The organism is Massilia yuzhufengensis (genome assembly GCF_900112225.1).
Classification (GTDB): Bacteria; Pseudomonadota; Gammaproteobacteria; order Burkholderiales; family Burkholderiaceae_D; genus Telluria; species Telluria yuzhufengensis.
Genome location: NZ_FOLD01000030.1, coordinates 13591 through 35504, shown reverse-complemented (window position 1 = coordinate 35504; position 21914 = coordinate 13591). Strand labels below are relative to the sequence as shown.

General features: G+C 65.1%; 21 protein-coding genes and 1 other RNA gene. 7 read left to right on the top strand and 15 right to left on the bottom strand.

Annotated features, from left to right (window positions below):
• Genes BM031_RS20250 through mraZ form a run of 6 tightly spaced genes read right to left on the bottom strand, consistent with a single transcriptional unit; the run spans position 1 to position 6468 of the window.
• Positions 1-1485 carry a UDP-N-acetylmuramoyl-tripeptide--D-alanyl-D-alanine ligase gene (locus BM031_RS20250; RefSeq protein WP_091876368.1) on the bottom strand — a complete coding sequence of 495 codons (1485 nt, stop codon included), beginning with the start codon at positions 1483-1485 and terminating at the stop codon, positions 1-3.
• Complete coding sequence (locus tag BM031_RS20245) at positions 1485-3017, bottom strand: UDP-N-acetylmuramoyl-L-alanyl-D-glutamate--2,6-diaminopimelate ligase (RefSeq protein WP_091876367.1); 1533 nt, start codon at positions 3015-3017, stop codon at positions 1485-1487. The genes BM031_RS20250 and BM031_RS20245 overlap by 1 nt, the downstream gene beginning before the upstream one ends.
• A complete protein-coding gene (locus tag BM031_RS20240) occupies positions 3017-4792 on the bottom strand; it encodes a peptidoglycan D,D-transpeptidase FtsI family protein (protein WP_091876366.1) in 1776 nt (591 codons plus the stop codon). Before BM031_RS20240 ends, BM031_RS20245 begins: the two co-directional genes overlap by 1 nt.
• Positions 4789-5061, bottom strand: a complete 273-nt coding sequence (gene ftsL, locus BM031_RS20235) for a cell division protein FtsL (protein WP_091876365.1) — start codon at positions 5059-5061, stop codon at positions 4789-4791. Before ftsL ends, BM031_RS20240 begins: the two co-directional genes overlap by 4 nt.
• Complete coding sequence (gene rsmH, locus BM031_RS20230) at positions 5058-6032, bottom strand: 16S rRNA (cytosine(1402)-N(4))-methyltransferase RsmH (protein ID WP_091876364.1); 975 nt, start codon at positions 6030-6032, stop codon at positions 5058-5060. The genes ftsL and rsmH overlap by 4 nt, the downstream gene beginning before the upstream one ends.
• A 7-nt stretch (positions 6033-6039) precedes the next feature.
• A complete protein-coding gene (mraZ, locus tag BM031_RS20225; RefSeq protein WP_091876363.1) occupies positions 6040-6468 on the bottom strand; it encodes a division/cell wall cluster transcriptional repressor MraZ in 429 nt (142 codons plus the stop codon).
• 451 nt (positions 6469-6919) lie between these two features.
• On the opposite strand from mraZ, the gene BM031_RS20220 reads away from it, so the two are divergent.
• A complete protein-coding gene (locus tag BM031_RS20220; protein WP_091876362.1) occupies positions 6920-7879 on the top strand; it encodes an AAA family ATPase in 960 nt (319 codons plus the stop codon).
• Between the two features lie 370 nt (positions 7880-8249).
• On the opposite strand, the gene BM031_RS20215 is transcribed toward BM031_RS20220, so the two are convergent.
• The 4 genes from BM031_RS20215 to BM031_RS20200 all read right to left on the bottom strand — a co-directional run bounded on the left by BM031_RS20215 (position 8250) and on the right by BM031_RS20200 (position 11585).
• Positions 8250-8870: a hypothetical protein gene (locus tag BM031_RS20215; RefSeq protein WP_177207836.1), complete on the bottom strand. Its 621-nt coding sequence runs from the start codon at positions 8868-8870 to the stop codon at positions 8250-8252.
• 482 nt (positions 8871-9352) lie between these two features.
• Complete coding sequence (locus BM031_RS20210) at positions 9353-10180, bottom strand: hypothetical protein (protein WP_091876360.1); 828 nt, start codon at positions 10178-10180, stop codon at positions 9353-9355.
• Positions 10181-10204: 24 nt separating this feature from the next.
• Entirely contained in the window at positions 10205-10624 is a 420-nt protein-coding gene (locus BM031_RS20205; RefSeq protein ID WP_143084657.1) for a hypothetical protein, read from the bottom strand.
• 31 nt (positions 10625-10655) lie between these two features.
• A complete protein-coding gene (locus tag BM031_RS20200; protein ID WP_177207835.1) occupies positions 10656-11585 on the bottom strand; it encodes a LysR family transcriptional regulator in 930 nt (309 codons plus the stop codon).
• A 147-nt stretch (positions 11586-11732) separates the two neighbouring features.
• On the opposite strand from BM031_RS20200, the gene BM031_RS20195 reads away from it, so the two are divergent.
• Positions 11733-12557: a DODA-type extradiol aromatic ring-opening family dioxygenase gene (locus BM031_RS20195; RefSeq protein ID WP_091876397.1), complete on the top strand. Its 825-nt coding sequence runs from the start codon at positions 11733-11735 to the stop codon at positions 12555-12557.
• 36 nt (positions 12558-12593) lie between these two features.
• Here the strand turns inward: BM031_RS20195 and BM031_RS20190 are convergent, their stop codons facing one another.
• The 4 genes from BM031_RS20190 to rnpB all read right to left on the bottom strand — a co-directional run bounded on the left by BM031_RS20190 (position 12594) and on the right by rnpB (position 15356).
• Entirely contained in the window at positions 12594-12836 is a 243-nt protein-coding gene (locus BM031_RS20190) for a hypothetical protein (RefSeq protein WP_091876357.1), read from the bottom strand.
• Complete coding sequence (locus BM031_RS20185) at positions 12833-13360, bottom strand: DUF6622 family protein (protein ID WP_091876356.1); 528 nt, start codon at positions 13358-13360, stop codon at positions 12833-12835. Before BM031_RS20185 ends, BM031_RS20190 begins: the two co-directional genes overlap by 4 nt.
• Before the next feature lie 120 nt (positions 13361-13480).
• Complete coding sequence (gene glpK / locus BM031_RS20180) at positions 13481-14968, bottom strand: glycerol kinase GlpK (RefSeq protein WP_091876355.1); 1488 nt, start codon at positions 14966-14968, stop codon at positions 13481-13483.
• 48 nt (positions 14969-15016) lie between these two features.
• An RNA gene (rnpB, locus tag BM031_RS20175) (RNase P RNA component class A) lies at positions 15017-15356 on the bottom strand.
• 310 nt (positions 15357-15666) lie between these two features.
• Between rnpB and BM031_RS20170 the strand changes: the two genes are divergently transcribed.
• Positions 15667-17370, top strand: a complete 1704-nt coding sequence (locus tag BM031_RS20170; protein WP_091876354.1) for a thiamine pyrophosphate-binding protein — start codon at positions 15667-15669, stop codon at positions 17368-17370.
• Between the two features lie 22 nt (positions 17371-17392).
• Here BM031_RS20170 and BM031_RS20165 read toward each other — a convergent pair whose 3' ends face one another.
• Complete coding sequence (locus BM031_RS20165; RefSeq protein ID WP_091876353.1) at positions 17393-17593, bottom strand: hypothetical protein; 201 nt, start codon at positions 17591-17593, stop codon at positions 17393-17395.
• A gap of 252 nt (positions 17594-17845) precedes the next feature.
• Between BM031_RS20165 and ftsY the strand changes: the two genes are divergently transcribed.
• The 4 genes from ftsY (at position 17846) to rpoH (ending at position 21865) form a co-directional block, all read left to right on the top strand.
• Entirely contained in the window at positions 17846-18970 is a 1125-nt protein-coding gene (ftsY, locus tag BM031_RS20160) for a signal recognition particle-docking protein FtsY (RefSeq protein WP_091876352.1), read from the top strand.
• Positions 18971-18976: 6 nt separating this feature from the next.
• Positions 18977-19636, top strand: coding sequence for a cell division ATP-binding protein FtsE (locus tag BM031_RS20155; protein WP_091876351.1), 660 nt, complete (start codon positions 18977-18979; stop codon positions 19634-19636).
• Positions 19633-20556, top strand: coding sequence for a permease-like cell division protein FtsX (ftsX, locus tag BM031_RS20150; protein WP_091876350.1), 924 nt, complete (start codon positions 19633-19635; stop codon positions 20554-20556). Before BM031_RS20155 ends, ftsX begins: the two co-directional genes overlap by 4 nt.
• A 418-nt stretch (positions 20557-20974) precedes the next feature.
• A complete protein-coding gene (gene rpoH / locus BM031_RS20145; protein WP_091876349.1) occupies positions 20975-21865 on the top strand; it encodes an RNA polymerase sigma factor RpoH in 891 nt (296 codons plus the stop codon).
• The last annotated feature ends 49 nt before the right edge of the window (positions 21866-21914 follow it).

Here is a 21914-nt window from a genome sequence, read left to right as displayed (position 1 = left end):
TTAGTGGGCGTCCTTGTTCAGTGTTTGTCCGGTCAGGTGCTGGACCACGCGTTCCATCTTCATGAAACGCGAGCCCTTCACCAGCACAGTCGTCTTGCTATTGCCGCCCAGTGTTGAATCCAGTGCTGCCAATAATGCGTCGAACTGCTCGTAGTGCCGTGCTCCCGAGGCGGCCATGGCGCGCGCCAGTTCGCCGGTGGCGAGCACGGTCTCGATGCCACGCTGCTGGGCGTAGGCACCGACTTCTTCGTGGAATTGCTTGCCTTGCGTGCCGACTTCGCCCATGTCGCCCACCACCAGGATGCGCGGCGCCGGGTAAGCGGCCAGCACGTCGATCGCGGCGCGCATCGAGTCGGGGTTGGCGTTGTAGGTGTCGTCGATGACGGTGGCGCCGTTGCTCGCCTGCTTTTGCTGCAGGCGGCCGCCGACCGGGGCGAAGGCTTCGAGGCCGCGCACGATGGCGTTCACGTCGATGCCTGCGGCCAGGGTGCTGGCGAAGGCGGCCAGCGCGTTGCGCACATTGTGTTCGCCGGCGGCCTGCAGCGTGACGCTGAACGTGTTTTCACCGTTCGCGGTAGATCCGTCGTCCCGGCGAAGGCCGGGACCCAGGTTTGCCCGCGCATCCACAGAAGCATCCGCAGCCGGCTGCGCACCGGAATTGGGTCCCGGCCTGCGCCGGGACGACGTTGTTACAGTCAGGTGGTTACCGAAACCGGTGCTGGTGTAGCTGGCGCTGACGTCGCAATCCTTGGTCAGGCCGAAGGTCATGACTTCGCACTTCGCCAACCCACGCCACAACTCCGTGTACTCATCGTCGCCCGGGAACACGGCCACGCCATCCGCCGGCAAGGCCTGCAGCACCGACCCATTCTCGCGCGCCACCGCTTCCACGGTGTGCATGAACTCCTGGTGCTCGCGCTGGGCGTTGTTCACCATGGCCACCGTGGGCGCGGCAATCGCCGCGAGACGGCCGATTTCGCCCGGATGGTTCATGCCCATCTCGATCACCGCCGCCTGGTGCTGGGCACCCAGGCGGAACAGCGTCAGGGGCACGCCGATTTCATTATTCAGGTTGCCCTGCGTCGCCAGGCGCGCGTCCTCGCCGACGGCCGCCGCCAGGATCGAGGCAATCATTTCCTTGACCGTCGTCTTGCCGTTCGAGCCGGTCACGCCGATGACGGGAATCGCATACTGGCGGCGCCAGGCATTGGCGATCCGCCCCAGCGCCACCAGGGTATCGGGCACCACGATGGCCGGCAAGGTCCAGCCATCCGGCAGCGCGTGCACCACCACCGCCGCCACGCCGCGTCCCGCCACCTGGGCGAGGAAATCGTGGGCGTCGAAAGTCTCGCCCTTGAGCGCGACGAACAGCGCGCCGGCGGGCGCCGTGCGGCTGTCGGTCGACACGCCCTCGAATGGCGCGTCGGCGCCGACGAGCCGTGCGCCCGGGATGCTGGCCGCCAGGTGTGCGAGCGTGCCGCGCATTAGTGGCTCCTCATCATGGTGAGCCGGGCGCTGAGCGCCAGCGTGGCGTGGTCGGCGTCGGAGAACGGCATCTTCTTGCCCTTGATTTCCTGGTAGGGCTCATGGCCCTTCCCTGCCAGCAGGATCACGTCCTGCTTGCCGGCGTTCTTCACAGCCAGCAGGATGGCATTGGCGCGGTCTTCGACGGCCTGGTCCTGGTTGTCGGCGCGCTGCTGCATGCCGGCGACGATCTGGGCGATGATGGTCGATGGTTCCTCGCTGCGCGGGTTGTCGCTGGTGACCAGCACGTGGTCGGCTGCCTGGGCGATGGCGCCCATCTGCGGGCGCTTGCCCGGATCGCGGTCGCCGCCGCAGCCGAACACGCACCACAGCTGGCCGCCGCGTTCAAGGGCCACCTGGCGCAGCGCGCCCAGGGTCTTTTCCAGCGCGTCCGGTGTGTGTGCGTAGTCGATCACGACCATTGGCGCGTCCTGGCCGCCGATCTGCTGCATGCGGCCCGGGGCCGGCGCCAGCGCGTCGATGGCGCCCACCGCATCCTTGAGCGCCACGCCCTTGGCCAGCAGCGCGCCCAGCACCGCCAGCGCATTGCTGACGTTGAAGTGGCCGACCAGCTGGGTCTTGAGGTTGGCGGCGCCCTGGGGCGACTCGAGGTGGAATTCGGTACCGGCGTGGCGGCTGCGCATGTTCGAGGCGCGCAGGATGCCGACGCCGTCGATGGCCGGCTGCGCCGCTTCATCCTTGAGCGTGTAGCCGGTGACCGCCAGCTCGGCGACATTGGCGCGCAGGTGCGCGACCAGGCGCTGCCCTGCCGGGTCGTCCAGGTTCACGATGGCCGCCCTCAAGCCTTCCCATTCGAACAGGGTGCGCTTGGCCGCCTCGTAGCTGTCCATGTCGCCATGGAAGTCGAGGTGGTCGCGGGTCAGGTTGGTGAAGATGGCGACGTCGAAGTGCATGCCGGCGGCGCGGTCCTGCACCAGGCCGATGGACGAGGCTTCGATGGCCAGCGCGGTCGCGCCCTGGGCGCGCATGTCGGCCAGCTTCTGGGCCAGCAGCACGGCGTCCGGCGTGGTGTAGCCAGTGGCGTCAAAACTCGGCTCGGCCTTGCCCTTGAACAGGCCGACGCCGAGCGTGCCGATGACGGCGGTGGTTTCGCCGAGGCGCGCCAGCGCCTGCCCGGCCCACACCGCGCACGAGGTCTTGCCATTGGTGCCGGTGACGGCGACGGTGAACATGCCGGCGTCCGGCATCTCCAGCACGCCGTGGGCGATCGGGCCGGCGTTTTTCTTCAGGCCGGCCACGGCCAGGTGCGCAACATCATGCGCCGCATCCCAGGCGTAGCCGTTTTCCTCGAACACGATGGCGGCCGCGCCGGCGGCGATTGCCGCTGCGATGTAGGCGCGGCCGTCGACCGCTTCGCCCGGATAGGCAAAGAACACGTCGCCCTTGCCGACCTGGCGCGAATCGGAAACGAGACGGCCGCCAGGTGCGGCGGCGCGGATCCACAGGCAGGTGTCGTCGAGGCTCAGCGCCATCACAAGCTCTCCTCTACCGGTTCTTCCGGAATGATGATGTCGGTGATCGACGAGTCGGGCGGCACGTTCGCGGCCCGCAGCGCATTGGCCGCCAGGTCGGCGGCGGTGGGCGCGGCGACGCTGCCGCCGGTGCGCAGCGCGCCGCGCGGGTTGTCGATCATGACGGCGATGACGAAGCGCGGCTTGGACATCGGGGCGATGCCGACGAAGTAGCCGATGTTGTCGGTGCGCGAGTAGCGGCCGTTGACGATCTTCTCGGCGGTGCCGGTCTTGCCGCCCACGCGGTAGCCGGCCACCTGGGCCTTCGAGGCCGTGCCTTCCGGACCGACCACGGATTCGAGCATGGTGCGCACCTGGGCCGCGGTCCTGGGCGAGATCACCTGCTGGCCGATCGGCTCTTCATCCACTTTCAGGAAGGACAGCGGGATGATGTCGCCCTGGCGCGCGAAGATCATGTACGAGCGCGCCATCTGCAGCAGCGACACCGACAGGCCGTGGCCGAAGGCCATGTTGGCGTATTCGATCGGGCGCCAGGATTTCCATGGGCGCACGCGGCCGGCGGTGGCGCCAGGGAAGCCGAAGCGCGGCGCCTGGCCGTAGCCCAGCTTGGTGTACATCTCCCACATTTCCTGCTGCGGGATCATTTGCGCGATCTTCACCACGCCGATGTTGGACGATTTCTGGATGATGCCGCCCACGGTGCGCACGCCGTAGTTGTGGGTGTCGCGGATGCGTTTGCCGGTCACCATCATGTAGCCGGGCGAGACGTCGAACACGGTGTCCGGGGTGATGCGGCGGGTCTCCAGGCCCAGCGCCACGGTGATCGGCTTGATGGTCGAACCGGGCTCGAAGGTATCGGTGATGACGCGGTTGCGCAGCTGGGCGCCGGTGAGCTTGGAGCGGTCGTTCGGGTTGTAGGTCGGGTAGTTGGCCATGGCCAGCACTTCGCCGGTCTGCACGTCGAGCACCACGGCGCCGCCGGCCTGGGCGTTGAACTTTTCCACCGCATTCTTCACGCTGGTGAAGGCGATGTACTGCAGCTTGCTGTCGACCGACAGGGTCAGGTCCTTGCCTTCGTGCGGCTCGCGGAACATGCCCAGGTCTTCGGCGATGTGGCCGAGGCGGTCGCGGATGACGCGGCGGCTGCCCGGCACGCCCATCAGGTTCTTCTGGTGGAACAGCTCCATGCCTTCCTGGCCCACGTCCTCGACGTTGGTGAAGCCCACCAGGTGGGTCATCACTTCGCCCTGCGGGTAGAAGCGCTTGTATTCCTTGCGGGTGTCGATGCCGTCGATCTTCAGCTTTTCGATTTTCTCGACCGCGTCCATCTCGACCTGGCGTTTCAGGTAGACATAGGTGCGCTTCGGGTCGAGCTTGGTGCGCAGCTCGGCCATCGGCATGTCGAGCAGGCGTGCCAGTTCGGCCAGCTTCTCAGCCGGCTCCTTCAGCACTTCCTTTGGGAAGGCGGCCACCGCCTTGACCGGCAGCGAGGAGGCCAGCACCTGGCCGTTGCGGTCCATGATCTTGCCGCGCGCGGCCGGCAGTTCGACCACGCGCTCGTAGCGGCTCTTGCCCTGCTTTTGCAGGAACTGGGTCGACATGCCCTGCAGCCAGAGCGCGCGCACGCCCAGGCCGAGGAAGGCGGCGAACAACACGAACAGCACCAGGCGCGAACGCCAGTTCGGCACGCGCACGGCCAGCACCGGGCTTTTCGAGAAAGCCACGCCCTTGGAGGCGGCCACGCGGGCTCCGGTCCGCCGTTCGCCGCGACTCATTTTGCGCCTTCCGTCAGGTATTGGGTACGGGCCGGGGTCAGCGGGGCCATGTTCAGGCTGGTGCGGGCGATCTGCTCGATGCGTTCGTTCTTGCCCAGGGTGGACTGGTCGAGCTGGAGCTGGGACCAGTCGATGTCGAGCTGGCGCGCGTGCTGCTGCAGGCGTTCCAGTTCGATCAGCAGGTGGCGCGCCTGGTAGCGCGCGTTCACCACCGACAGCGCGCAGCCGACCAGCGCCAGCGTCAGGACGATATTGAGCTTGGCGTTCATGCCGGGTCCCCAAGGCGTTCGGCCACGCGCAGCACGGCCGAGCGGGCGCGCGGATTGGCGCCCACTTCCTCGTCGGACGGCTTGGTCTTGTGGATCAGCTTCATCAGGGGCTGCGGCAGGTCGACGGCGCGGATCGGCAGCCGGCGGTCCGGCTGCTCGACCTTGGCCTTCGATGCCAGGAACTGCTTGACCATGCGGTCTTCCAGCGAGTGGAAGCTGATCACGGACATGCGCGCACCCGGCGCCAGCACGCTGTAGGCAGCGATCAGACCTGCTTCAAGGTCTTCAAGCTCTTTATTGATGAAAATCCGGACAGCCTGAAAGGTCCGGGTTGCCGGATCCTTGCCTTTTTCCCGAGTCTTGACCGCGTTTGCCACGATTGCGGCAAACTCTCGTGTGGTCGAAATTGGCTCGATTGCCCGGCGAGCAACAATCGCCTTTGCAATCTGGAAAGCAAACCGCTCTTCTCCATAATCCCGTATCACCTTTTCCAATTGTTGTTCCGTCGCGATCGCCAGCCATTCGGCCGCCGACATGCCGCGCGTGGTATCCATGCGCATGTCGAGCGGTCCATCCTGGCGGAAGCTGAATCCGCGGCTGGCGTCGTCCACCTGGGGCGACGAGATACCAAGGTCCAGCAAGACGCCGTCCACCTGCTGAACGCCGCGCGCGGCCAGCGCGTCGGACATCGTGGCAAAACTGTCATGCACGATCGTGAAACGGGGGTCGTTCACCGTCTCCGCCGTGGCGATGGCCTGCGGGTCCTTGTCGAACGCGATCAGGCGGCCCTGGGGGCCGAGCCGCGACAGGATCAGGCGGCTGTGGCCGCCGCGCCCGAAAGTGCCATCTATATAAGTACCGTTGGCGCGCTCCCCTTCCAGGTTCAGCGCGTCGACCGCTTCATCGAGCAGCACCGTGCGGTGCTGGTATTCGGGACCATCACTGTGGAGCACCGGGCTTGTTTCCGTCATCGGTGCCTCAGAAGGAGAAGTTGGAAAGGACATCGGGCATGCCGCCGGAGACAGCTTCGGCTTCGCTTTCGGCAAGCTTGGCGGCATCCCAGATTTCAAAGTGGGTGCCCATACCCAACATCATGACTTCCTTCTCCAGCCCCACGGCGGCGCGCAGCTCAGGGGAAATGAGCACGCGGCCAGCGCTGTCCAGCTCGACATCGCAGGCGTTACCAAGGAAAATGCGCTGCCACGCGCGCGCCGACATCGGCCACGCGGCGATCTGGTCGCGATGCTGCTCCCACACCGGACGCGGGAAGAACAGCAGGCAGCCATGCGGGTGCTTGGTCATCGTCATCCGGCCTTCGCACTGCACCGCGAGGGCGTCACGATGCTTTGCCGGAATCGACATCCTTCCTTTTGCATCGAGGTTGATCGCTGACGCGCCCTGGAACACGTATTTACCTAGCTTGGAGAATTAGCAATTTAGAATTTTTTGGCCGTTCGGGGTTCGGAAAATCCCCCACAAATCGACACTTTTTCACACTGTTTCCCACTTTATTGGAATCAATGTTAACGGTCAAGCGAATTCACGTTTGGCAAATCCTAAATTGTCTAATGAAACCAAGGACTTAGCCTCATGTATTGACCGTATGTCAAGGTAAAATGTCTCCTAAATCAGTCACTTAGGAAATACAGTGAAGGTTGAGCCTCACCTCTACAGTGAATATTTCCCATTGATCAATGTCATGGCGGCCCTTGCCTCTTCTAATGGAAACTAAAGTTTCCTTGCAGCATTGCTTCGCGTAACTAGCGACGTCTGTCGAGAAGCGTTAGGATCGAAGCGAGGCGACCACCTCCCACGCTGCGTTGCCGCCTTCCTTGTGTTTGTTGCAAAGGAGACATCAGTGAGCATCACCCTCGCCCATACCTGCGCAGTCTACGACCTGGTCGAAGTCCAGGAAGCGCTCGACCGCAGCCGCGGCCGTTCGCCGGAACTCGAGGCCTTCTACGAGCGCATGCTGGAGACCGGGGCCGAGCGCTTCGTCACCACTCCTTCTTCGACCAGTGCGCTGGACCCATTGTTCGAGGAGTGCCCAAATTTTAATGAAGTGCTGGGCGACCTGGCCCGCTACCTGCGCCTGGCGCACGCCGGCAAGGGCGGCCAGGGCGGCTTCAATGTCATGCCGATCCTGCTGCTGGGCGGCCCCGGCGTGGGCAAGACCCACTTCGCCCGGCGCCTGGCGCGCGTGATGCAGACCGAATGCGAGCTGATCAGCATGAATGCGCTGTCGGCCGGCTTCGTCATCACCGGCAGCTCGGCAAGCTGGCGCGGCGCCAAATGCGGCAAGGTGGCCGAGCGCCTGGTACGCGGCCAGTACGCCAATCCGGTAGTGGTGCTCGACGAAGTGGAAAAAGCCAGCGGCTCGAGCCAGTCCGATCCGCTGGCGGCGCTCTACCAGTTGCTGGAACCGGAAACCTCGAAGGCCTTCCGCGACGAGTTCATCGACGTGGAGCTCGACGCCAGCCAGATCTTCTGGGTGCTGACGGCCGATTCGGTCGAGGGCATCCCTGCCCCGCTGCTCAACCGCATGGCGGTATACGAGGTGCCGGCGCCGACGCGCGAGCAGGCGGCCGGGATCGCGCAGCGCATGCATCGGGCGCTGGTGCGGGAACTCAAGCTCGAGGGCTTCGACGACAGCCTGGGCGCGAACGTGCTGGACAAGCTGGCGCCGGTATCGCCACGCGACCTGCGCAAGATCTTATTGGATGGGCTTGCGTTTGTGGTGGCGGACGGGCGGGGTCATGTGAGGGCGGAGGATATCCGCATCAGGGCGGTGGCGGGCAAGGGGCGGATTGGATTCTGAGTGCTGGCTGTTAACCTGCGAGAAAAACGGTTTCGTCATTCGCCAAGCTCACGGCAGGGATGTAGGCAGCCAATCGAATTCCAGCTTGTGCATCTGGGTTGCAGGCACTTCCGATTTTTTACTGAATCTAATATCCAGCCCGGGACTGGACAACCCTGTCCAGCTCGGACTGCTTCTACATCGTCGCTTGTCTGCGCGCATCCATCAGCGATCGAACTTCGCGGAAGGTCACCCCAAGACCGGGCGCATTTCCGAAATTACTAGCCCGCCGTTAGCACCAGGCGCCGCAAATCGAAGCGTCTATCTGGCACTTCGACGCTAAGCAAATTAACCGTCGATCTTTGATTAGCGGCTGGAACATGAATCTCTCCTACACGAGTCTGTTTCTCTTAAGCTGCGCGAAGAACAATGTAACATATAATATTGGCGCCAGAATGTAGCTAGTAAATCCTTCGGCTTGCGCCCTTCCGCCATCCACGAATACCACCAACTCGACCATAACCGTTATAAACGCTGGCGCGGAGATAATCGCAAGCAGAAGAGTTTTAGCCATGCACTCCAGCCAATGGTCACCTTCATCTTTCCATAAGATCAAGGGGAAAGCCAGGTTTTTAAACAGGAATGGCATCAAGAAAACGACCAAAGCGCCTACCAGGAATGCCACGGCTTCCATCCCAAAAAGTAAGCCTATTAGCGAGAGAATAACGGCGATCATGGCTGAGCCCAACAACGCCGCATGGCCCAATCCAACAAGGCATGAAATCGCTAGGAGCGAAAACAGCAGTCCAAGAGCGACGGATGCAGACTCCGATTGGATCGGCATGAATCTGCTGTAGGTCGCGAGCAACTTATCGCTGACCATCATTAATTGAAACGCCATGAATATGCCGCAGATTCCAAATACCAAATTAATAAACTGGTATATGGCAAGAACCACGAAAAATATTCCACTGACAAAAAAACCCAGGATAGCCAAATGAACCGCCTTCACTTAATTTCGCGCAGTGCGTAAAAAAATTAGTTCTTACAGTCCGTACCGCGCAACCTGTACCCATTTCGGTACGTGTGCCGTTGGGTTCTTGGTTACGGTTCGTCCCGACAGCGCCGCGCCCGCCTTATGATCACTCGATAGATCCAGATCTCCCACTGTGCGGCACGCGCATGGATCAGTTAGTTGACCGCAGGAAACATGATGTCACAGTGGAGCTGGGATTGCAAATATTGCTCTCCCGGCCCACCAGCTGCTGAGGCGACGGAAGCCGCTTTGTAACGCAGATGACTCAGTTGTTTCCCAATTCACGAACAAGTGCGATTGAAAGGTGTAACGACCATGAGCTCCGCTATTAAATTCAACTCCGGCAAATCGATTTGGACAGTAAACGTTCCCTTAGCGGCTCGGTCCGTTAAAAAATAAAAGATCGCCTTTGGCCGATAGGGTCCCGCATCGAATTCGGACGCGGCTTCCGACCTACTTCACTCTTCGTGTCCGTAGCGGAACTGCCCATTCGGCAGCATGAACGCCGGCGCCGGCTTGCCCGCTTCGACCAGCACCTGGTCGGCCGGCACGGCCTGGTCTCCATCCTCGATGTGATACGCCTGCACCAGCCGGCGCCCACTGGCAGGCAGCAGTGTCAAAGGCACCGGATGGGGACGCAGGCCGGCCTGGCGCTCCATCCACAGCGGCCGCCCATCCTTGTTCAGGGCCGTCTCGTCGGGATGGAATACCTGCATGTCGTAGCCGCCCGGTACGCCGGCCAGCACGGCGTACCCGCCCGCCGCCGCTTTCAGCACGATCGGCTGCGCCGGCGCCAGGCGCCGCATCGTCGCCCGGTACTGCGGATGGTCGACGCGGGCGTCGCCGCGCGCGACCATGGTGGCCTGGTCGATCGTCAGCGGCTCGCTGCCCTGCCCTTCGCGCAGCAGGGTCGCGAGCGATTTCCAGCCGTCGCCATTCGCCTCTTTCTGCTTCATGGCGTGGCCGTAGCCCACGTAGACAAAGACCTTCGCCTTCGGGTCCCCGGCGAAGACCTTGTCCATGATGTTCCTGGCGGCGCCCACTTCGCGCAGCCGGTTGCGCTCAAGCTGGGTGGCGGCTTCCGCATGGGTGTCGTAGCCGACGAAGGTCCAGCCGTCGCGCAGTGCGCTGCGCAGGAAGCCCGCGTACATCGGTTCGCGCGAATAAAAGCCCATGTCCCCGGTGATGGCGGCGGGACGCGCGGAAAGATGCTCGTCGAAGGTTTCGCAGGCCAGGTAAGTAAAACCGATCTTGCGCAGTTCCCTGGCCAGCCGGGCGGCGAACACGCGGCCAACGGGGACGTGGTGGGCTTAGTTGAGGATGACGATTTGCCGGTTGGCGGCCTCGCGCACGATCGCCTGCAGCGCGTCTTCGGCCTTGGCCCCTTCCAGCACTGTCCCGCTTTGGGACGCGTACCTGGCGGGCAGGTCGCTGGCAATGTCGACCCAGGCGGAGGCCTGCGCCGTGCCGCTGGCGTCGCCCACCAGCGAGCGCATATTGCGCAGCATGTCGAGCGCGCCGCGCTGCTCGTCGAGGAAGGCGCTGCGCTCCTGCTGGTTCATCGCGTCCAGTTTCGCGAACACGGCGGGCGCGCCGGCCCGGCCTTCGGCCCGCTTCAGGATGTCCATGTAGGAAAACGGCGCCGCTTCGGCCAGCGTGGAACAGGCCAGGCTGGCGCCCAGCAGCATAACCAGCAGTGCCGGCCTTCCTTGAGGTTTCACTGGCTGCATTGGCGTCGGCTCCTTCGCTAAGATCACGCGATCATGCCACCGGCGGCCGGCTTGCAAACTCTCGAATTGTCACGTCCGGGGCCATGCCCTCCTTGACCAGCGCCAGCGCTGTCGCGATGTATGCCTGGGTGTTCGGCGAGGCGTACTTGCGCCCCGGGTAGAGGAAGGAAAATCCGCCGCTGGCCTTGCGCTTCCATGCGGCCAGCACCGGCGCCAGAGCGCCTGACGCCGCTGCCTCGGCGGCGAGGAAGTCGGGCAGCAGCCCGATGCCTTCGCCCAGCACCAGCATCGCCTTGATGGCCTCGAAGTCATCGGCCATGGCGCGCGCCCGTACCGGCGCCTCGAGTTCCACCTTGCCCCTGGCCAGCACCACTGGCTGCATGCTCGTGTAGCCGACGTAGCGGTGGCGCGCCAGGTCTTTCGGGTGGCGGGGCGTGCCGGCGGTTTCAAGATAGGACGGCGCGGCCCACAGCTGCAGCGACAGGTCGAAGAAACGCCGCGCCACCATGGACGAATCCTTCAGCACACCCACGCGCACCGCCAGGTCGATGCCTTCGGCGACCAGGTCGACCATGCGATTGGTGACGACCATTTCCACGCTCGTTCCGGGATAGGCTTCGAGGTAGGCCCGCGTGATGCGCGGCAGCAGCGTGTGGCCGATGTCCACCGGCGCCGTCACCCGCAGCAGGCCGCCGGGCTGGTCGCGCGCCGACACCAGCGCGGCTTCGCCCAGTTCGATTTCCTGCACCGCCTTGGCGCAATGGCGGTAGTAGCGTTCGCCCGCATCGGTCACGTGCAGGGAGCGTGTGGTCCGGTGCAGCAGCGTGACCCCGAGGCGCTTTTCCAGCGCGGCGACCTTGGCGCTGACCGTGGTCTTCGGCATGTTCAGCAAGCGTGCGGCGCCCGAGAAGCTGCGCGCCTCGACCACCTTCACGTAGACGGCGATGGCGTCCAGGTCCATGTGATTGTCCATTCTCCTGCACAATGATTCCCGACTTTACCATCTAGTGCGAGAAACAAGCCCGGGTTACAGTAGCCGCAGGGCTGAAGCAAAGCATGCAGCCAGGCACTCCTTACTTCAACCAGCATGTCGACGCCGGAGGCGACCATGAACACCACGAGAATGCCCGTCTATTTCCTGTCCCATGGCGGCGGGCCATGGCCCTACATCGAGCAGATGCGCTCGGCCTACGCCCGCACCGCGCAGGAGTTCGCCGCCCTGCCCGGCCGCTTGCCGGCCAAACCCAAGGCGATCCTGGTGATTTCCGGTCACTGGGAAGCGGCCGGCTTCACCGTCTCGACCGCGGCGCGGCCGCCGATGGAATACGACTACCACGGCTTCCCCGAACATACCTACCACCTCAGCTACCCGGCGCCTGGCGCTCCCGCGTTGGCGCAGCAGGTGCGCGGGCTGCTCGAGGGCGCGGGCCTGGCCACGGCGACGGACGCCGAACGCGGCTACGACCACGGGGTGTTCGTCCCGATCGGCCTGATGTATCCGGACGCCGACATCCCGATCGTCATGCTGTCGATGCGCGCGGATTACGATCCGGCCGCGCACCTGCGCGCCGGCGCGGCCCTGGCCCCGCTGCGCGACGAAGGTGTGCTGATCATCGGCAGCGGCCTCACGTACCACAATATGCGGGGCTTCGGCCGCGACGAATCGACCGCGGTGGCATCGAGCTTCGAAAGCTACCTGCACACCGCCATCAGCGCCGAAAATGGCGCGACGCGCCAGCGCATGCTGCTCGACTGGGAGCAGGCTCCCGGTGCACGCCTGGCCCATCCGCGCGAAGACCACCTGGTGCCGCTGATGGTGGTGGCCGGCGCCGCCGGCGACGACCCCGGACGTGCCCTCTTCGTCGACCATGTGATGAAGGTGCCGATGGCGTCCTATGAATTCGGACCGGCTGCCGGCGGCCAGGCGGCCTAGCCGGGCGGCCCGGCATGGGAGACGCGCCGTTTGCGCTCAGCGGCGCGGGAACGCGCCCGGCGGCTCGCCCTTTTTCGCGCAGATGAAAATGAGCAGCGCGACCAGCACCGTGACCAGCAACATGAAGCTGAAGGCGCGCTGCGGCAGCAGCACGGCGGCGCCGGCCGCCAGCAGCACGAAGAAGCCGATGAACACCACCCAGCCCTGCCAGGCCTGCGGCAACCCCCATCCCCACCCGTGTTCCGGCGACCTGGCCGGGAACCAGTATTTCGGTTTCATGTCGTCCCTAATTCGCTTGCGTCAGGATGCAAGGATAGCATCCTGCGCCAGGCCGCCAGGTCGCGGGCCAGCTGGCCCAGGAAGTAGCCGCTCGATGCGCCGAACAGGCCGCAGGCGGTGGTGGCGAAGACCGCGTGCGCCGCGAGAACCGGCCGGATCGCAAGCGCCACCGCCACCGTGTAGTTGACCAGGAAGATGGTCAGCATCAGGACCAGCGGCGCCCAGCTGCCGCGCACCCGCACGCTGCCCGCCACGCTGCCCGCGCTGATCCGTTCGCCGCTGCTGGTCCAGCGCTGCAGCATGAGGGCGCCGGCGCCGAGCAGCCACGCGCTCCAGGCGACCGGGCTGGCGCCGAACTTGGTCGCCATGCCCTGCAGCGACAGCGCCAGCATCGCCAGCGGAATCACCAGCATGCGGGTGGCCGTCATGTCGCGGTCGCGCGCAGCGACCACGCCGCGATAGACCAGGAAGGCGAGGATGGCCCAGACGTAGAGGGGGGTTTTGGCGAGGATTTGCGGCAGCATGCTGGGCTCCGGTGGAGTAGGAATGGGCCCAGCATAGCCAGGCCTGCTGCCGCGCGTGCGCTCTCGCGACCAAGCGCATGCAGGCGGCGCGACTTGCAGCCGCAGGCCGCCAGTTGCCGGTCAGTCGCCGGCCCAGCCCTTGGCGTGCTCCACCGCCCGCGCCCAGCGCGCCATCAGCTCCTGGCGGCGGCCGGCGTCCATCATGGGTTCGTAGCGGCGCTCGGTGCGCCACTGGCGGGCGATGTCGTCCCGTGATTCCCAGTAGCCCACCGCCAGCCCGGCCAGGTAGGCCGCGCCCAGCGCGGTGGTCTCGATGACGTGGGGCCGCGCCACCGGCACGCCGAGCAGGTCGGCCTGGAACTGCATCAAGAGGTCATTGCGGGCGGCGCCGCCGTCGGCGCGGATCTCGGTGACGCTGCAGTCGGCGTCCTTCTGCATCGCCACCAGCAGTTCGGCGCTCTGGTAGGCGATCGCCTCCACCGCGGCGCGCGCGATGTGGGCGGCGGTGGTCCCGCGCGTCATGCCGACGATGGCGCCGCGCGCGTACTGGTCCCAGTGCGGCGCGCCCAGCCCCGTAAACGCCGGCACCAGCATCACGCCGCCGCTGTCCGGCACGCTCAGGGCGAGCGGCTCGACGTCGCTCGATTGCCGGATGATGCCCAGGCCATCGCGCAGCCACTGCACGGTGGCGCCGCCCATGAAGACGCTGCCTTCTAACAGGTAGTCGGTGGCGCCGCCGATGGACCAGCCGACGGTGGAGAGCAGGCGGTTGTGCGAGCGTGGCGGCGTGTCGCCCGCATGCATCAGCATGAAGCATCCGGTGCCATAGGTGTTCTTGACCAGGCCCTTGCGGTGGCAGGCCTGGCCAAACGTGGCGGCCTGCTGGTCGCCGGCGATGCCGGCAATCGGGATGGCGCCGCCGAACCATTCAGGGGCGGCCAGGCCCACCACTTCGGCGCTGGCGACGAGGTCGGGCAACAGGCTGGCCGGGATGTCGAACAGCCCAAGCAGCTCGTCGTCCCAGCCCAGCGTGTGGATGTTGAACAGCATCGTGCGCGAGGCGTTGCTGGCGTCGGTGACGTGGCGCCCGCACAGGCGGTAGACCAGCCAGCTGTCGACGGTGCCGAAGGCCAGTTCGCCGCGTTCCGCGCGTTCGCGCACGCCCGGCACGTGCTCGAGCAGCCATTGCAGCTTGGTGGCGGAAAAATAGGCGTCGACTTCGAGGCCGGTGCGCTGCTGGATGTCCGCCGCCCTGCCCTGTTCGCGCAACTGGTCGCACAGGCCAGCGGTGCGGCGGTCTTGCCAGACGATGGCGCGGGCCACGGGTTCGCCGGTGGCGCGGTCCCACAGCACCGTGGTTTCGCGCTGGTTGGCGATGCCGATGGCGGCGACTTGCGCGGCGTCGATGCCGGCCTGTTTCAATGCGTCGCGGGCACAGGCGAGCTGGCTGTGCCAGATGTCGAGCGCGTCGTGCTCGACCCAGCCCGGCTGGGGAAAATGCTGGGGGTATTCCTGCTGGCTGCTCGCAACCGGCAGGCCGTAGTGGTCGAACACGATCGCGCGCGAGCTGGTGGTGCCCTGGTCGAGGGCAAGGATGTATTTCTGCATCGTTGGCTCCACCGGAGGCGGTGCGGCCTCGATGGACCGCAAAATTCAATGTAAAGCAGGCCGATAGGCCGGATTCTGTGTAGCGGTTCCCCTTGCGGGTCGCCGCCTGGACAGCCATTCCTCTAGGCGCTGGATTACTCCAGCGCTCAAGCTTCCTACCCGCACGCTCCGCGAGCAACATCAACGCGTGCCTATTTGGAATTGCTCCGAGTGGAGGTTACCGCGTTTCACCGTAACTGAATACGCTCGTCTCTGTGGCCCTATTCCTCGCCTTATACCTTGCGGCTTTCAGCGGACGGCCGTTAACCGTCACCCTGCTCTATGGAGTCCGGACCTTCCTCCCGTCCCCGACCTTGCGGCGTGGACCAGCGGCTGCCTGGCCTGCTTCACGGGGGCATTGTAACCGATTGGGGGGGGTGGGGGAGCGGGTGCAAGGGGGCGGTGTGGGTTTTCAGGGAAACTTGGGGGGCCAATGCCAGTGGCATTGTCCCCGCCTGCGCCGGAATGACGGTCTTCAGGTAGCAACTCCGGACTGCATCGCTCGGACACAAAACATGCACGTCATTCCCGCGAAGGCGGGAATCCAAGTTCGTCACATCCCCCACCATTTCTGAAACTTCGTGTCGCCATTTCAAAAGCCCGCGCCCACCGGCTCGCATAAAATCCCTTGTTACCCAACCTGCAAGGATGACCGAACCATGACCCACCCTTCCCGCACCGGCGGCCAGATCCTGGTCGATGCGCTCCACATCCACGGCGTGGACACGGCCTTCGGCGTACCCGGCGAAAGCTACCTCGACGTGCTGGACGCGCTGCATGACTCGAGCATCCGCTTCGTGATCAACCGGCAGGAAGGCGGAGCGGCGTTCATGGCCGAGGCCTACGGCAAGATGACCGGCAAACCCGGCATCTGCTTCGTCACCCGCGGCCCCGGCGCCACCAATGCCTCGATCGGCGTGCATACGGCCTACCAGGACTCGACCCCGATGATCCTGTTCATCGGCCAGGTCGGCAGCGACTTCATCGACCGCGAAGCCTTCCAGGAAATCGACTACCGCCGCATGTTCGGCCAGATGGCGAAATGGGTCACGCAGATCGACCGCGCCGACCGCATCCCCGAATACATCGCGCGCGCGTTCCAGGTCGCCACCAGCGGCCGGCCCGGCCCGGTGGTGCTGGCGCTGCCGGAAGACATGCTGGTGCAGACGGCGCAAGTGGCCGACGCGCGCCGCTACCAGCCGGTGCAGGCCTCGCCTTCGAGCGCACAAATCGACACCCTGCGCGGCATGCTGGCGCAAGCCAAGCGCCCGATCGTGCTGCTGGGCGGCGGCACCTGGAATGATCAAGCGTGTGCGGACCTGCAGCGCTTTGCCGAAGCCAACCACCTGCCGGTGGGCTGCACCTTCCGCTTCCAGGACCTGCTCGACAACGCGCACCCGAACTACGTCGGCGACGTCGGCATCGGCATCAACCCGAAGCTGGCCGCGCGCGTGAAAGAGGCCGACCTGGTCATCGCCATTGGCCCGCGCCTGGGCGAGATGACCACCAGCGGTTACTCGCTGCTGGCCTCCCCGGTGCCGCGCCAGCGCCTGGTGCACTTCCATGCGGACACCGAGGAACTGGGCAGCGTCTACCAGGCCGACCTGATGGTCGCCAGCGGCGCGCCGCAGGCTTGCGCCATGCTGGCCGCGATGGAACCGGTGGATGCGTCGGCGTGGGCGCATACGGTGGAAGAAGCGAAGGCCGACCTGGCCGCTTACCAGCAGCAGCCGCCGATCTTCCGCGACGGCGGCGGCCCGCTCGACCTGTGGCAGGTGGTGCAGGAGCTGATGGCGGCGCTGCCGCGCGACACCATCATCACGAATGGCGCCGGCAACTACGCCTCGTGGGCGCACCGCTTCTACCGCTACGGCGGCATGCGCACCCAGCTCGCGCCGACCAATGGCGCAATGGGCTACGCGGTGCCGGCCGGCGTGGCGGCCAAGATCATCGACCCGCAGCGCACCGTGGTCACCTTTGCCGGCGACGGCGAATACATGATGACCGGCCAGGAACTGGCCACCGCCGTGCAGTACAAGGCGGGCGTGATCATCCTGGTGTTCAACAATAATATGTTCGGCACCATCCGCATGCACCAGGAGCGCGACTACCCGGGCCGCGTGTCGGGCACCGAGCTGGCCAATCCGGATTTTGCCGCGCTGGCGCGCGCTTATGGCGGCCATGGCGAAGTGGTGGAAAAGACGGAAGAATTCGCGCCGGCGCTGCAGCGCGCGGTGGAGCATGCCAACGCCCACCAGCTGCCGGCCGTGATCGAACTGCGCTACGACGGCAACCTGATCACGCCGAACGCCACGCTCGAGACCATCCGCAAGACGGCCGAAGCGGCCAAGGCCGGCCGCTAAGCACCCGTGAAGGCCTGGCGGCTCACTGCCCCAGGCCCAGTTCCGCCGGCAGCGGGATCGGTTTATCGAAGAAGCTGGCCGGCTCGCGAGAAGAAGGCTTGGTCAGGAACAGGGCGACCAGGGCGATGAAGGCCCAGGCGATGACGTTGCGCATGGCCGCGGCACGGCCGTTTGTGGCCTTGTCGCCGTAGATGAGGCGCTTGAGGAAGCTCGAAATTTTCACGGTGTTTCCCGTTGTTTACGTGACGTTTTCTCTCCGTGTTCAATGTAACGTAAGTCGCCATCGATTTCCAGAAGCGCCCTGTTGAGCTGTCTATCGGTTTCATCAATCACGCAACAGTTAGTTCCTCAAGTGCATCTTCCAGGCCGCCAGGCCGCGCACGCCGGTGCCATCTTGCTGCTCTGGTAAAATATTCGCTACTTTTTTCATCGCCGGCGCCCGCCGGCACTGCGCGCAGGAACCCGCTACCACACTATGTTTAGTTTCTTCAAAAGAAAGAAGCCGGAGACCGAGGTCCCCGAGCCAAGCGCGCCCGCGCCCGCGCAGCCTGCACCGGCCTCCGAGCCGATTGCATCCACGCCTATGTTCGTGCCCGGCGCGCTGCCTACGTCGGCACCAGCGCCTATGTTCGTTCCCGGCGCCCTCGACGCCGGCGAGCTGTTCCCGGAAACCGCCGAACGCCCGAGCACCGCGCTTGAAAAAAAACAGTCGTGGATGGCGCGCCTGAAGACCGGCTTGTCCAAGACTTCGAGCAACCTGTCGCTGCTGTTCGTCGGCGCGCGCATCGATGAAGACCTGTACGAGGAACTCGAAGCCGCGCTCTTGATGTCCGACGCCGGCATCGACGCCACCGACTACCTGCTCGACGCCCTGCGCCGCCGCGTGAAGGACGACAAGCTGCTCGACGCCGCCGCCGTCAAGGTGGCGCTCAAGGAGCTGATGATCGAGCTCCTGCTGCCGCTGCAAAAGCCGCTGGAACTGGGCCGCCACGAGCCGCTGGTGATGATGATCGCGGGCGTCAACGGCGCCGGCAAGACCACCACCATCGGCAAGCTCGCCAAGCACATGCAGGGCTTCGGCCAGTCGGTGCTGCTGGCTGCGGGCGACACCTTCCGCGCCGCCGCGCGCGAGCAGCTGATGGTCTGGGGCCAGCGCAACAACGTCACCGTCATCTCGCAGGCCTCGGGCGACCCGGCCGCGGTGGCCTTCGACGCGGTCCAGTCGGGCAAGGCGCGCGGCACCAATGTCGTCATGATCGACACCGCCGGCCGCCTGCCGACCCAGCTGCACCTGATGGAAGAACTCAAGAAGATCAAGCGCGTCATCGGCAAGGGCATGGAAGGCGCCCCGCACGAACTGCTCTTGGTCATCGACGGCAATACCGGCCAGAACGCGCTGGCGCAGGTCAAAGCCTTCGACGACGCGCTGCAGCTCACGGGCCTGGTGATCACCAAGCTCGATGGCACCGCCAAGGGCGGCGTGCTGGCCGCGATCGCGCGCACCCGCCCGGTGCCGGTGTATTTCATCGGCGTGGGCGAAAAGCTGGACGACCTGCAGCCCTTCGATGCCGAAGAATTCGTCGAAGCATTGTTGGGATAAGCCCAGATGATCGAATTCCAGTCCGTCTCCAAACAGTATTCCCCCGACGCCTATGCGCTGCGCGACGTCACCATCAATATCGCCAAGGGCGAGCTGGTCTACCTGGCCGGCCCGTCCGGCGCCGGCAAGTCGACCCTGATGAAGATGGTGGCCGCGGTCGAGCGCCCGACCAGCGGCGTGGTGACCGTCAATGGCCAGGACATCGGCCGCATCCGCAAGGCCGGCATCCCTTTCCTGCGCCGTAACCTGGGCCTGATCTTCCAGCACCAGCGCCTGCTCAACGACCGCAACATCCTGGCCAACGTGATGCTGCCGCTGCTGGTGACCGGCGCGCCGAAGGCGCAAGCCGAAGGCCGCGCCCGCGCCGCGCTCGACAAGGTGGGGCTGGGCGACCGCGCCAGGGCGTTGCCCCTGGAACTGTCCGGCGGCGAGCAGCAGCGCGTGGCGATCGCGCGCGCCATCGTCAACCGGCCGCAGATCATCCTGGCCGACGAACCGACCGCCAACCTCGATCGCGCCGCGGCCGACCGCGTGATCGAGGCGCTGCGCGCCTTCAATGCCGTCGGGGTCACCTGCGTGATCTCGACCCACGACGAGCAGGTGCTCGATGGCGCGGCGCGCGTGATCCACCTGGAACATGGCCAGCTGGTCGGGGGTGGCGCATGAGCCCGTGGTTCCGCCAGCACCGCTTCGCGCTCGGCGCGGCGCTGTCCTCGGTGCGCAAGGCGCCGGGCAGCTTCCTGTTCAACGTGCTCGTGGTCGCGCTCGCGCTCACGTTACCGTTTGCCGGCATTACCCTGCTCGACAATGTGCGGCCGCTGTCCGAACAGCTGTCGGTCGATCCGGAAATCAGCCTGTTCATGAAGGCGGAAGCGAGCCGCGAAGAAGCGGCTGGCCTGGCGCCGCAGATCCGCGCGATCGCTGCCGGCACCGGCAAGGCCAGCGTCGTCTTCATCCCGCGTGAGGAAGCGCTCACATCGCTCAAGGAGAAGAGCGGGCTGAGCGACGTACTCGATACCCTCGGCGAAAACCCGCTGCCGGACAGCTACGTGCTCAAGCTGGAAGGTTTTTCCAGCAGCGCCGCCGCCGGCGGCGTCGATGCGATGGTGGAACGGCTGCGCGCCTTGCCTGGTGTTGAAACCGTGCAGGTCGACTCGGCCTGGGTCAAGCGCCTGGCCGCCCTGCTGGGCATCCTGCGCCTGGCGCTGCTGCTGCTGGCGGTGACGCTGGGCATCGTCGTGATCGCCGTGGTGTTCAATACCATTCGCCTGCAGGTGCTCACGCAGAAGGAAGAGATCGCCGTCTCCAAGCTGCTGGGCGCGACCGACAACTTCATCCACCGCCCGTTCTACTATACGGGCGCCCTGCTGGGCCTGTGTTCCGGCGCGGCCGCCCTGGGCGCGGTGACGCTGGCGCTGGCGCCGCTGAACCGTGCGATCGGCGAATTTGCCCGCCTGTACGCGTCGGAGTTCCAGCTGGCGCCGCTCGGCGGGCCGGAAATTTCCGGGATCCTGGCCATCAGCGCCGGGCTGGGATTGATCGGGGCAATGCTGTCGGTGCAGCGCACCCTGGCGCGCTCGCAATAAGCCGCGGTGGCCGGCCCTGCCGGCCACCCTACGACCAGACGGGCGATATTCCTACATCGCTCGCCGGTCCAAGGTGCGCCATCCAACAGAAGGCCGCTTCCTGCGCCTTTAATCTGTCCCTAATACGATTTCCAGCTGTTTCTGGCTCACTTTTGAGCTGCGTCAACCAATCGACAGTTCCCTGCTCTACAGTTAAATCGACTATTTTTGATTCCCAATGGCAATACTTTAGCCAAGCTTAATCGAGTTTGGCAAACCAATGGGTTGCCTGGCACTCCCACGTGGAGAGTGCTAATATATGCCTCAAGACAGCGAAAATTCAAGGAAGGCATCCGGTAAGGAGCAGGTACGCTGGTGTCGCGCGACATGGGTCGGTGGCACATCCGGATGCAGCAGGACTACTACGAGGGAAATGAACATGTCAGCACAATCCGCATTGGTTCCAGCCGGCACACGTGCCCTGAACCTGGGTTTTACCGGCAATCTCGGCAATATTGACGCCTACATCTCGGCCGTCAACCGCCTGCCGATGCTGACCCACGAAGAAGAACAATCGCTGGCCAAGCGCCTGCGCGACGACAACGACCTCGACGCCGCGCAAAAGCTGGTCTTGTCGCACCTGCGCCTGGTGGTCTCGATCGCGCGCGGCTACCTCGGCTACGGCCTGCCGCACGCCGACCTGATCCAGGAAGGCAATATCGGCCTGATGAAAGCGGTCAAGCGTTTCGACCCGAACCAGGGCGTGCGCCTGGTGTCGTACGCGATGCACTGGATCAAGGCCGAGATGCACGAATACATCCTGAAGAACTGGCGCCTGGTGAAGGTCGCCACGACCAAGGCCCAGCGCAAGCTGTTCTTCAACCTGCGCAGCAACAAGGTGGGCCTGGACGCGATGACCCCGACCCAGGTCGACGACCTGGCGAAGATGCTGGACGTCAAGCGCGAAGAAGTCATCGAGATGGAAACCCGCCTGTCGGGCCGCGACATCGCGCTCGAATCGCCGACCGACGACGACGACGACAAGTTCGCCCCGATCGCCTACCTGTCGTCCGACCAGCAGGAACCGACCAAGGTGCTGGAAGCCGAGGCCGTCACCCGCCTGCAGTCGGAAGGCATCGAGACCGCCCTGGGCAAGCTGGACCCGCGTTCGCGCCGCATCGTCGAAGCACGCTGGCTGGCCAACGACGACGGCTCGGGCGCCACCCTGCATACGCTGGCTGAAGAGTTCGGCGTGTCGGCCGAGCGCATCCGCCAGATCGAATCGGCTGCGCTGAAGAAAATGAAGGGCGCGCTGGCGGCGTTTGTTTAAGTAATCAGTGAGTAGCAGTACGCGCGTCGTTTCCGCCTTGGCGGGAACG